This is a genomic window from Protofrankia sp. CiT1, from assembly GCF_917627335.1.
Taxonomy (GTDB): domain Bacteria; phylum Actinomycetota; class Actinomycetes; order Frankiales; family Frankiaceae; genus Protofrankia.
This window is the reverse complement of record NZ_CAKJTP010000027.1, coordinates 37,053-47,447: the sequence shown is the minus strand read 5'-3', so window position 1 is coordinate 47,447 and position 10,395 is coordinate 37,053. Positions and strand designations below refer to the sequence as shown.

The 10,395-nt window shown below is 67.5% G+C and carries 12 protein-coding genes and 2 pseudogenes; 3 read left to right on the top strand and 11 right to left on the bottom strand.

Translation table 11 applies throughout. The features are described 5' to 3' along the window. From MJ785_RS07360 to MJ785_RS07350, 3 genes are all read right to left on the bottom strand, one after another. On the bottom strand, positions 1-476 hold a 476-nt coding region (locus tag MJ785_RS07360), incomplete at its 3' end, for a toll/interleukin-1 receptor domain-containing protein (protein WP_239380238.1). A 164-nt stretch (positions 477-640) separates the two neighbouring features. Then, the gene (locus MJ785_RS07355; protein WP_239310748.1) at positions 641-1,306 is read right to left on the bottom strand and encodes an OmpA family protein; all 666 of its coding nucleotides are present in this window, start codon (positions 1,304-1,306) and stop codon (positions 641-643) included. Continuing rightward, positions 1,287-1,865 (bottom strand): hypothetical protein, encoded by a 579-nt coding sequence (locus MJ785_RS07350; RefSeq protein WP_239310749.1) that lies wholly within the window; start codon positions 1,863-1,865, stop codon positions 1,287-1,289. Before MJ785_RS07350 ends, MJ785_RS07355 begins: the two co-directional genes overlap by 20 nt. 424 nt (positions 1,866-2,289) lie before the next feature. Here MJ785_RS07350 and MJ785_RS07345 point away from each other — a divergent pair, with 424 nt between their 5' ends. Continuing rightward, positions 2,290-2,682: a type II toxin-antitoxin system VapB family antitoxin gene (locus tag MJ785_RS07345; protein WP_239310750.1), complete on the top strand. Its 393-nt coding sequence runs from the start codon at positions 2,290-2,292 to the stop codon at positions 2,680-2,682. Here the strand turns inward: MJ785_RS07345 and MJ785_RS07340 are convergent. The 4 genes from MJ785_RS07340 to MJ785_RS07325 all read right to left on the bottom strand — a co-directional run bounded on the left by MJ785_RS07340 (position 2,669) and on the right by MJ785_RS07325 (position 4,231). Further along, positions 2,669-2,962, bottom strand: coding sequence for a hypothetical protein (locus tag MJ785_RS07340; RefSeq protein ID WP_370651617.1), 294 nt, complete (start codon positions 2,960-2,962; stop codon positions 2,669-2,671). The two genes, MJ785_RS07345 and MJ785_RS07340, sit on opposite strands and share 14 nt — an antisense overlap. A gap of 508 nt (positions 2,963-3,470) precedes the next feature. After that, positions 3,471-3,575: a YibE/F family protein gene (locus tag MJ785_RS07335; RefSeq protein WP_239310752.1), complete on the bottom strand. Its 105-nt coding sequence runs from the start codon at positions 3,573-3,575 to the stop codon at positions 3,471-3,473. Between the two features lie 21 nt (positions 3,576-3,596). After that, positions 3,597-3,977: a hypothetical protein gene (locus MJ785_RS07330; protein ID WP_239310753.1), complete on the bottom strand. Its 381-nt coding sequence runs from the start codon at positions 3,975-3,977 to the stop codon at positions 3,597-3,599. Next, positions 3,974-4,231 (bottom strand): hypothetical protein, encoded by a 258-nt coding sequence (locus tag MJ785_RS07325; protein WP_239310754.1) that lies wholly within the window; start codon positions 4,229-4,231, stop codon positions 3,974-3,976. Before MJ785_RS07325 ends, MJ785_RS07330 begins: the two co-directional genes overlap by 4 nt. 57 nt (positions 4,232-4,288) lie before the next feature. On the opposite strand from MJ785_RS07325, the pseudogene MJ785_RS22185 reads away from it, so the two are divergent. After that, a pseudogene (locus MJ785_RS22185) lies at positions 4,289-4,708 on the top strand (transposase); the annotation flags it as partial. A gap of 99 nt (positions 4,709-4,807) precedes the next feature. Here the strand turns inward: MJ785_RS22185 and MJ785_RS07320 are convergent. The 3 genes from MJ785_RS07320 to MJ785_RS07310 all read right to left on the bottom strand — a co-directional run bounded on the left by MJ785_RS07320 (position 4,808) and on the right by MJ785_RS07310 (position 7,768). Beyond that, a complete protein-coding gene (locus MJ785_RS07320) occupies positions 4,808-5,584 on the bottom strand; it encodes a YcnI family protein (RefSeq protein ID WP_239310755.1) in 777 nt (258 codons plus the stop codon). 232 nt (positions 5,585-5,816) lie between these two features. After that, positions 5,817-6,494 carry a hypothetical protein gene (locus MJ785_RS07315; RefSeq protein WP_239309820.1) on the bottom strand — a complete coding sequence of 226 codons (678 nt, stop codon included), beginning with the start codon at positions 6,492-6,494 and terminating at the stop codon, positions 5,817-5,819. A 5-nt stretch (positions 6,495-6,499) separates the two neighbouring features. Continuing rightward, positions 6,500-7,768 (bottom strand): hypothetical protein, encoded by a 1,269-nt coding sequence (locus MJ785_RS07310; RefSeq protein ID WP_239309818.1) that lies wholly within the window; start codon positions 7,766-7,768, stop codon positions 6,500-6,502. Between the two features lie 111 nt (positions 7,769-7,879). Between MJ785_RS07310 and MJ785_RS07305 the strand changes: the two genes are divergently transcribed. Continuing rightward, on the top strand, positions 7,880-9,655 hold the full coding sequence (locus tag MJ785_RS07305; protein ID WP_239380237.1) for a copper resistance CopC/CopD family protein: 1,776 nt from the start codon (positions 7,880-7,882) through the stop codon (positions 9,653-9,655). Positions 9,656-9,706: 51 nt separating this feature from the next. Here MJ785_RS07305 and MJ785_RS07300 read toward each other — a convergent pair. Then, a pseudogene (locus MJ785_RS07300) lies at positions 9,707-10,395 on the bottom strand (hypothetical protein); the annotation flags it as partial.

Genomic DNA, 10,395 nt, shown 5'->3' with positions numbered 1-10,395 from the left:
TTGCGTCCGTGGGCAGCACTCGCCGCTGATGGGTCCTCGTTCGCCCTCAGGACATCCGGCAGTCGTTCCATGAGAGCATGTTGTCGTGTTCTTGTGTAGGTCCGTACGACCGCCGCGACGGCGTCATCGATTTCTTCGGGGTAGACGGCGGTCAGATCCAGGGCCGGTATATTTCGCAGCTCGGATGGCAGTCCGGTTTCTCTGACGATGACGGGTAGTACGGGTCTACGTGATTCGAGGAACGTCCGCAGTAATCGGGGGATGCTACTCGATCGGAAATAGGAGGGTGAGACCACGACGATCAGGACGTCGGCCGATTCCGGCGCCGGGGGAGGTCCTTCCGACGGTACGATCGGTGGATACGGTCCGTCGGCGGGAACAACCTGGTATCCCTTTGCCCGGAGCGCATCCCTGATCTTCGTTCCCCAGCCGGCGTCCTGCGGCGCGCAGCTGAGGAAGACGTCGTAGTGTGCCACGGGACCTGCCTCGGTGAGTGCGAACCGTGGCGCTGATAGTAACCGGGCGGATCGTGACTGTGGGTGTCGGACGTGTAGATGACACCCAGATGGTGTGCTCCGCGGAGGAGGATGGCCGGCATCGGTCGGTCATGGCCCAGCATCAGGTTGTGGCCCAACACCGGTCATGAGGTGCGGTAGGTGATGGTGACGCGGCGGTTCTGGGCGCGGCCGGCGCTGTTGTCCGAACCGTCCGGATTGGTGTTCGCGGCGACGGGGCTGGCGGAACCCTGGCCGGTCGCGGAGACCAGCACGTCGTGTGGGGCTCTTGGGCGCAGCAGGTCCGCGACGGCGTTCGCCCGTCGTTGGGAGAGGATCACGTTGTATGCGGGTGTGCCGGTGCTGTCGGTGTAGCCGTTGACCGCGACGGTCCCCCTGGCGCCGCCGATCCCCGCCGCTATGTCCGCGAGGTGCTCGCGGGCCGTCTCGGTCAGATCGGCGGAGTCGAAGGCGAACAACACATCCGAGCTGATGGTCACGGCCACACCGGAGGCGTCCCGCCGCTCGGTGCGCAGCGGGACAACAGCTGTGTCGACCTCGATGGGACGGACCGCGTCCGCCACCTCAATTCGCTGGATCGAGGCGGCGATAGCCTGATCGCTGACTGTGGCCGAGGGCGCGGGCGGCTCCGACGCGGCCCAGGCGTTCGGTTCGTCGGCCCAGAGAACGGCGCCGGCGACCAAGGCGACAACCGTGACGACGGCAACCGTGACGATGGAGATCGCGGTGGCCGGGCGCCGACGTCGTGCGCCGCCGCTTCGGCCACCCGGGCTATCGGCTGACCGGAGCATCGTCGAACAACAGCCGATCGTCGGCATAGACGTCGACGGTCCGCACGTCCTCAGGCGGCGCCGCGAACGTGTACGAGGCGCTGACCGGGGTGTTGTTGACAGTCTTCGTCCGCGGGCCGCTCGCGCCGAGTTCAGTGTTGCGGCTGTCCTGGACGACCACGTAACGCTTCAGATTGGTGCTGTCGACAAGAGCGATGGCCGGGCTATGCGCGGCGAACATGTCGAAAACCGAGATCTCCTTGTCGCGTGGGAGATCACTATACCTCGGTGTCCACACAACGGTCAGCGTCGCCAGCCGCCCGTCCACCTTCAGGCTGATGAAACCGACCTCGACGGTTCCGGAACCTCCACCCGGAGCGCGGAAGCTGGCCGTTCGGGAGGCGACAGCGCCATCCGCGGCGCCCTGGCCGGCCCCGGTCGTACCGGCCCGCGGCGTGGTCACCGTGGTGGCCGATGCGTGGGCCGGTGGCGAAGCCTTGTTCGAGCCGCCGGAGCAGCCGGCGCTGACCAGCACGATCGCGCCAAGCGTGGCTGTGCGCAGAATCAGGCGGGTTCTCATCCTGCGGAACATCTGGACCTCCCGCATGAGTGTGACGACGGTGCGCGGTCCCGATTATGCGGATGGAGGCTGGTCCGGAGTTCCCGATTCGGTGGATGTGTGCGTGATGCTCACAGGTGGCGGTTTCAAAAATGTCATATTGACAAACTCGATGATTTTATGTATGGGCAGCTAGGCCTGCTTGCCTGGGTTCCGTCCCGCCAATCCACGCCACGGAAGTTTCTTGATCGACGTTGTTCGAGTCGTCTGACGAGTATTGTTTGATTGTGTTTCTTGTTGAAAATGTCTATTTTTAGTGTCTTTGTAGATCCGAAACAACACATGAGCAACCGGCGTGGAGTGTGGTAGCGATCCGCTGGGCTGGCGGAGGATTCTAGGCTGTCAGGTGTTCCGCGAAGGTGCTCCCTCATCCAGGAGGTGTTAGTTGATCTTCAGATATGTGGGTGACGGACGCCCGTATCCTGACCATGGCCTGAGCCAGCGGGAATGGGCCGCGATCCCCCCGCGCCAGGTCAGGTTGGACCAACTGATCACAACCAAGCGGGTGCTCGCGCTTGACGTCCTCCTCGACGAGGATTCGACCTTCTACGGGGACCTGTTCCCGCATGTTGTGGAGTGGGACGACGCGCTCTATCTGGAGGACGGCCTCCACCGTGCCGTTCGTGCGGCGTTGCAGCAGCGCAACTCCATCCACGCTCGTGTGCATGTGCTCCAGCCGAACCGGACCGTGGACACGGCTGGGTCCACCGGGGCTGACACGGCGTTCGGCGGCGCGGCAACCAGGGTCGGCCCGTGGCTTGGTGTCAGTTCCCGCTGATCAGATAGGTCGTGTAACGGTCTGTGCCGACTTTTCCGAAGATGTGCTCCGGGCAGTCGTGCGCGGGCTTGTAGGCAACGATCGGCCGCCAGACCGGCAAACGTCCGATCTGGGTGAGGGCGCCGCCAGCGAGTTTGCGAGCGTCCGCCTGGGTGCGGTCCTGTTCGTCACTGAGTTCATACCATGATCCGCACCAGCGGATCTCTCTCGGGCGGCTCGTCCACGCCGCGGTATGGAAGAACCACAGCAGGTACATCTCCCGGAACAATAAAGTGATCATGAAAATGACCAGCAGCGAACGGACAAAGTTCCCGGTTCGGCTTGAAGCGAGAACAGGGCTCACGGGACAAGGACTCTGGAATGTGGCCAGACGATCTTTAGAGCGCCTGGCCGCGGGGGACGCGGCGTCGCGGGGCTGGGGCATGCCCCTGGCGTCATCACTCCCCGTCCATCGCCGAGCGACGCACGGGTACCCCGGCTCGTCGGTCGCCGGCCACCATGGCGCATGCCTCCTTCGTCTCGCGGTGCACGTACCCCAACCCCACTCCTTGATCCGCGCCCCTGTCGCTGGTCGCTCTTGGTAGCGTTCCTGGGCGAATTGTCCGACCATCCGATGGGAGACGTCCTGCGGCCCCGACCACCGTGCGCCACTGCCCGCTTCTGTCCAACCATGATCGTATTGGCCGGCCGGTCCCCCGGGAATTCGCCCGGCCCGAACACACCATAGGGGCATTTAGCCGTGTTCCGCGGCAACCGGCCGCCCGGCGCGCCACGCGGCCAGCGGATCGTCAGCTGTGCGGCCGGTAGGCGGCGACCAGCACGGCGACACCTGTGGTGATCGGTACCGACAGCACCAGGCCGATGCCGCCCTGCGTGCCAGGCTGGTCCGGCATCCCTGGGGACGCCGGACCAGCTCACGGGCTGAGGTCCAACAGGCGCACCGGCTGACCCACCCACCGGTCCGGTGCCACCGTCGCGATCACCGCACCCGCGGGACGTTCCGGGGTGGGCTCGGCCGCATAGCGGACGTGCGCCGGCGCCCAGCCGGTATCGCGGGCCACTGCGAGCGCGGCCGCCAGGTCCAACTCCACGATGGTCACCGCCGGCAGCGCGGCGATGTGCTCGGCGGTGCCCGGCCGGGCCCGGTCCGCCTCCACCAGCGCACACGCCGGCGCGTACAGAAAATGGCCCGGCTCGGTGTGGGCAAGGTGAATCAGCTCGGAGGCCAGCCGGTTGCCGTGCCCGGCCGAGAGCATCGCCGTGTCATCCAGCACCACATGCAGCGCGTCGCTCACCGCCCCAACGCCCGCGCCAGCCGCCGGTCCAACTCCTCCCGGGCCTGCGTGGCCTCCTCCTCCGTCGGGTCGTAACCACTCCACTCCCGCAGCACCGCCCGCGCCCGCTCCGCACGCTCAGCCCGCTCCGCAGGCGTCAGCAGCGTGCTCGCCAACCGCGCCAGATACGCCCGCAACGACAACCCTTCCGCAGCCGCCACCGCCGCCAACCGATCCCGCGCCTCCGCCGGAATCCGCACATTCGCATCCGTCATGGACAGCCTCCTTTCACCCACCCAGCAGAATACGGGTACGTGAACGTACCCTGGCAGATGCCGCAGGCTGCCCGTCATCTCATCCCCCCGCACTGTGTTCAGGATGCGGCGGGGGAGTGCCCGAGCAGTGGCACCCCCACACGGCAGCGGACTCCTGGTAAAGGGGTGTCGAATCCAACCGCCCTACCAGGAGCCCGAGCGCCAGTATCGTCTGCGTGCACGTGTGTGTCCTGCCCCGCCCACCCCGAATCCCGCCGGCCGATGGCCGTAGCACCACACGACGGTTTCTACCCGTCCTCGACGATCACGGATGCGCAGTGGAGGGTGCTCGAACCGCTCCTGCCCGCGCCGGGTAACCGGGCGGGGAAGGGCGGCCGGCCCGCGAAGCACGCTCGACGGCGTGTCCTGGACGCGATCTTCTATCTGGTGCGGGGTGGCTTGACTTGGCGACAGCTCCCCGTGGAGTTCCCACCGTGGCGAACGGTGTGCAATCCTCGTCCGCCAGATCATGTGGATCTTCCGCTCAGGGAAATCTACTTGCCACTTTTAGCTATCGCATGGTCAAGGAAACACTGCCTAGTGCGTGCCGTTTCGACGGCGACTGGCCAGCAGGGCGAAAGCGCCGAATCCGATCCCGGCGATCCCGGCGATCAGGCCCGCGATACCCAGCCCTCGAGCTGTTCCGTCGCTGCTGTCGGCGCTTTGGGAAGCGGTCTGCACCGTCACGCCGCTGGTCGCCCCCGTGTTGTTCGGCGTGCTGGCGGCGGCTGCGGCGGTTCCTGAACCGCCGTGCGTGTCGGTGCTGTCGGTGCTCGCCGCGGTGATGGTCAGCGTCGGTGCCGGGTGCTCGGGCTCGGCCTGTCCAGGCTGCGCGACGTCGATCCATCGCACGACCTGGCCGTCGCTGTAGGTCTGCAGAGTCTTGAACGCGAGTGTGCCGGCCTTGTCCGGCAATGGCCCGGCCGAGATGACGAACTGGGCGAACTCGCCCGACTTGATGGCTGTGTCGGCCGATGAAGCGGTCCAAATGATCTCACTGACCCCCTCGGAGACGGTGCCGTCATCCGTAGTGATCGGCTTGTCCAGTTTGGTTTTCCTGATTTCGTGGGTCCAGCCGGGGATGTTCTCGACCAGCACCGACGCGATCGGGGCATCGGCGGGGAACTGAACATCGATTTTGGTTGTGGCAGCGTCGTCCCGCTCCGTCGGGACCTCGAAGGTGAGTGTCGTGTCGGTACCAGTGACGGCTGTTGTCGGCCGCACGGTGACATGAGCCGAGGCCGGCAGCGCGAAGGCGATCACGCCGGTGAGGGCGGCGCCGAGTACGGCGGCACCACGGGTCGTACGGGACATGCTGATCCTCTCGAGGAAAATTGATCACAAAGGAAATTGTGCTGGGCGCACAAGAAGTGCGGCAGGAGCGATCGGCGAGTCACCGCTTGCCAGGATGGCGGTGATCATTACTCGCCTGAATCCACACTTTTGGGACTTTTGTTCCGTCGATCGCGCCGTCCCACGCGGAGATCACCCCGTGGAACGCTCGTCGCGTTCCAGATCAGGGCGTTTCCGGCAGGTCTGGACGTCTTCAGGCGTCTTCAGGCGTCTTCAGGCCGAGCGGCGGCCCGCGCCGGCCATCGGTGCGGGCAAACAGACGTCCGGTCACGTATGCCGGCCGCATGAAGACGGCGGATCGGCAACTGCCGGACCGGCGCGTCAGGGGTTCGGCGCCCGGCGCTGTTCCCAGCGGCGGGCCGAGCAGCGTGGCCGCGAACCGGCGAGCATTCCGTAGCAGTACGATAGCGGAACGCGCACGGACGCGACAGCGGGCCACCGCGAGGCGTAGGCACGCCGCGTTCCACAGCCCTCGTTCAGCCTGACCGAGCACGGCGGCGACCAGCGCGGCCGCGCTTACGTGGGCCACAGTCATCGTGGTGCCGTCAGTCAGTACAGCGCCCGCCATGCCGGGGCCATGTGCGGTGACCGCGAACGTGATGTGCAGGGCCAGCTGGGCGAGTCCGACGCCGGCGAGCAGGGCGACGAACCGCCGTTCCCGTCCGGCGAGGCCGTATGCGATGCGGGTCAGCAACCCGAATGCGCCGGCCAGCAGGGTTGCGGACGGACGGTGGCCGCCTGCCGCGGCGTGCGCCGCTACGGCGAGGGCGACCGACGAGCCGGCAAAGGTGGACGCACGCGCCAAGCGGCCCGCGGTCGTCACGGCGGGCGGTTCAACGCTGGCGGCGACGGCCGCCGCGCGTACGTACACGGCGGTCAGCCTGCCATATCGGGGCGAGATCGACCCATGCCCGGCTCTGTTTCGGCGTCCGGACACAGCCCAGGTTGTTTCGGTCCAGCTCCCAGCCCCGGTCCGGCCTGTCCGTATCCGCTCCGGTCCGCCGCGTCCTGTTCGGTGGCCTTCTGTACCACCGTCTGCTGTTCCGTCGTGTCCCGGTCCGTCGTGTCCCGGTCCGTGCCGGGCTGTTTCCGCCAGCCGTGCCGTCGGGTCACCACGGGCACCGCGGCGAGGAGCCCGATGCCGATACCGATGGTGACCGTGGTCAGGAGCCGGGCGAGGGCCACGGGGCCCGCGATCGGGGCACCCGATCGGTACAGTAGGCCGACGTCGCCGAAACCGCCGACCATGGCGATGACGAAGCCAGCGGTCGCGGCGAGGTACCCACCGGTGATCGATTCTCGGATCAGCAGGGCGGCCGAGCCCAGCCCGAGCGCCCAGGCAGCCATCTCGACGGTGTTGCTGAGGAAGAATCCCGACAGCCGGCCGTCGGCCCGCGAGAATGTGATCAGTAAGGAGTGGGTGATGTCCGCGGCCACAGTGATCGTCACCGCCGCGGCCAGCGCCGTAGTCGCGCGTCGTAGCAGTCCGAGAGCCATGACCCCAGCGGCTAGCATGATCCCGAGAACGAACCACGGCGTGGGGGACGGCCCTGGAATCCAGTCGAGGGCACCGGTCACGCTGACCGTCTGGCCGTCCACGGTCAGCGGGATCATCCAGGTGTAGATCTCGTGAAAGCGGCCGGGCGCGGCCAGAACGACCGGCGGGTCCTGCGCCCCCATCCAGTGGGTGCGGTGGTCGTGCCAGACGGTGGTGCCGCCATGGCCGATTTTCTCCCAGCGGGGCGGCGCCGTGTCATCGCTTCCGGTCAGCGGTTTGGATGATCCGTTCGCCAGCCCGTACCGGCTTGTGTTGAGATAGGTCGCGGACGAGAGGGCGTTGCGCCAAGTCCCGGTCGGGTCCACCCGCAGGTATGGTTCGTCGGAATATCCTTTGACGATCACGGTGTGATTACCGATAACGGTCAGCCTGACCCGGCTGCCGTTTTCCACCGGGGTGAGGGTGATGCCGTCCACCGGTGGGTTCATGCCGGTCAGGGTCGTGCGCAGGTTGGTGGCTCCGCCCCCGTTGACGGAGTGCGCCGATGCGGGCGAGGCTGTGACAACCAGCCAGCAGGTCAGCACGCCGAGAACAAGCAACGCGTGGGGCAGCCCGTGACATAACCGGCCTCTGTCGGTCACATTCATCGACAGATAGCCTACGCAGCCTCTTCGGTGGACGGTGATGCCGGGCAGGGGGAGCGGGCGGGGCCGGAGGACGGTGAGAGGGACACTGGTGCGGTGATAGAGGCTCGCGGCATGCGCCGTCTCGGGTTCCTGCTGGTTGCCGTCGTCGCGGCGCTGATCGCGACAGCGGGCCCGGCGTCGGCGCACGCCGTGCTCGACCGCAGCGACCCGGTCGCGGGAGCGACCCTGACGGTCCCGCCATCGCAGGTCACGCTTGCTTTCAGCGAGTCGGTAACAACGGACGCACGTTCGATAACAGTCATCTCCCCAACCGGCCAGCGGGTGGATGCCGGCGATGTCCGCCACGGGCAGACCGGCAGCCAGGTCGTGGCGGGGCTGTCCGCCGACCTCGGGCGTGGCACGTACGTGGTCAGCTGGCATGTCATCTCCGCGGACAGCCATCCGGTCTCCGGCAGCTTCTTCTTCGGTGTCGGGGTGGCTCCAGACGCCAGCGCCGCGGCGTCCGTGTCCACCAGGAGTGGTTCGGCCGCTGTCAGCGTGCTGGCCGGTGTGGTGCGTTTCGGAGCCTTCGCCGGTTTGTCCGTTCTGCTCGGTGCGGGTTTCTTCCTGCTGGCACTCTGGCCGGCGGGGCTACGACAGCTGGGCCCGCGGCGGCTGCTGTGGGCGGGATGGGGCGTGACGCTCGCCGCCGCTGTCGGGCTGTTGCTGGTCCAGGGGCCGTACGGCGCGGGTCAGGGGTTGTCCGCACTGGCGCGCTGGGCTCCGCTGTCGACCACGTTGCACACCAGGTTCGGGCATCTGGTGCTGTTGAGAATCCTCGCGCTGCTGCTCGCGATACCGCTCCTGCACGCGATCGTGGCCGGTGGCCGCCGGGCCGTCGCGGAGCTCTGCGGCCTCGCCCTTGTCATCGCCGGGACCCAGGCCGCGTCCGGCCATGCGGGTGTCGGCGGCGACGCGTGGCTGGCGACCGCGATCCTGACTGTGCACGTGCTGGGAGTCGCCGTCTGGATGGGTGGTCTCGCCACCCTTGTGCTCTTCCTGCGTGCGAGGTCCGGGCGTGGCCGCGCAGATGATCGCCCTTCTCGGTCCGGCGCCCGGGTGCCCGCTGCCCGCGCCGCCGAGCTTGCCGGGGTGTTGCCGCGTTGGTCACGTACCGCGATGGCAGCGGTTGCCGTCGTCATCCTCACGGGTAGCTATCAGTCCTGGCGAGAGGTAGGCGGATTGCCCGCGCTGACCGCCACTGCCTATGGCCGTCTGTTATTGCTGAAGGTCTGGTTCGTGGCGTTAGCGCTCGGAGTCGGCTGGCTGGCGCACAGGTGGGTTGTCCGCAACTACCGGCCGGTCGTCGCGGCGCTGGCCGCGAGTCGCTCGGACACGACAGCCGGCCTGACCGCCCACTCGGTAGGGCCGTCATCGACCGATATCGCGGCGCGGCCCGAAGTGGCCGAGCGTGCGGTGGCTGGGTTGCGCCGTGGGGTGATGTTCGAGGCCGGCCTGGCCACAGTGGTGCTCGCGGTGACCGCGGTGTTGGTCAACTCGGTTCCGGCGCGGACGTCCTATGTACCGCCGTTCGCTGACACGGTGTTCGCCGGACCGCTCACCGTCCAAGTCGACATCGCCCCGACCAGGCACGGGCCGCAGACCTTGCACATCTACACGTTCGATCCCGCTGGCAAGGTCGCGCCGCTTGCGGACGCGTCAGCGCAGCTGTCCCTGCCCGACGCCGGGGTCGGACCGCTCTCGGTGCCGCTTGTCCAGGTCGCACCGGGCCACGCAATCGCTCAGGGGATGCAGGTGCCGCTGGCCGGTACGTGGCAACTGCGGCTGACGTTACGGGTCAACGATTTCGATCAATATGTAACCACGCTGTTCTACCAGGTGCGGTAGCCGCCGAGGCCGGTGAGCCCGGGCGGCGCGAGCTGGACCCCTGCCGACCACTTAAGCCTGCGGCGGTGTCCCCGAGGTGAGCACGGACGGGGTTGTTGTGTCCGCGTCGGGCGTGGCCGAGGGAGCTGTCGAGGGCATCTGTGTCGCTGGTGACGCTGACGGGACTTCGACCGGCGGTACGTGTGTCGCTGAATTGCCCATTGATGAGGAGACGGTTACGGTTGGTAGTGTTGCGGTCGACCGTGGTAGCACATTGACCATTGTGGGTGGACTGGGTTCGGGGACCGCCTGCGGTCTGGCCAGCTCGGCGGTGGACCGCTGGGCCACCAGAATCATCTCGTTCGCACTCGCGACTTCGAGCATGGTTGGTACGGTCCGCTGTCCGGGCACCCGTCTGGTGAACGCCCCGGCGACTGTCGGGCTGATCGTGTCAGGTCGGTGCCGGCCAGTGACGAGTGGCCCTGGCGCTGGCGGGCCGAACGCGACATCGGGATAGCGGGGGCTGACCTCGGCCGTGGTCGGCCAGTTGATCGCGGCGGTGACACCCGCGACGGCGAGGAGCAGCGACGCGGCGAGCGTGACCATGGGCCGGCCACGTCGCTCGTCCGGGGGGCGAGCGACGCCGTCTGGATGAGCGACGGAGCCTGGCTCGTCCGTGTGGTCCGCTGATGTACCGCGGGCGCTGCCCGCGGGGGTATCTGGTACCGGGGTATCCGGCATGGAGGCTGACATGGGGGCTG

Coding starts and splice junctions, on each gene's coding strand:
- MJ785_RS07355 (WP_239310748.1), bottom strand. CDS start 1,306: ATGCTCCGGTCAGCCGATAGCCCGGGTGGCCGAAGCGGCGGCGCACGA.
- MJ785_RS07350 (WP_239310749.1), bottom strand. CDS start 1,865: ATGAGAACCCGCCTGATTCTGCGCACAGCCACGCTTGGCGCGATCGTG.
- MJ785_RS07340 (WP_370651617.1), bottom strand. CDS start 2,962: ATGATCACTTTATTGTTCCGGGAGATGTACCTGCTGTGGTTCTTCCAT.
- MJ785_RS07335 (WP_239310752.1), bottom strand. CDS start 3,575: ATGCCGGACCAGCCTGGCACGCAGGGCGGCATCGGCCTGGTGCTGTCG.
- MJ785_RS07325 (WP_239310754.1), bottom strand. CDS start 4,231: ATGACGGATGCGAATGTGCGGATTCCGGCGGAGGCGCGGGATCGGTTG.
- MJ785_RS07320 (WP_239310755.1), bottom strand. CDS start 5,584: ATGTCCCGTACGACCCGTGGTGCCGCCGTACTCGGCGCCGCCCTCACC.
- MJ785_RS07310 (WP_239309818.1), bottom strand. CDS start 7,768: ATGAATGTGACCGACAGAGGCCGGTTATGTCACGGGCTGCCCCACGCG.
- MJ785_RS07305 (WP_239380237.1), top strand. CDS start 7,880: ATGCGCCGTCTCGGGTTCCTGCTGGTTGCCGTCGTCGCGGCGCTGATC.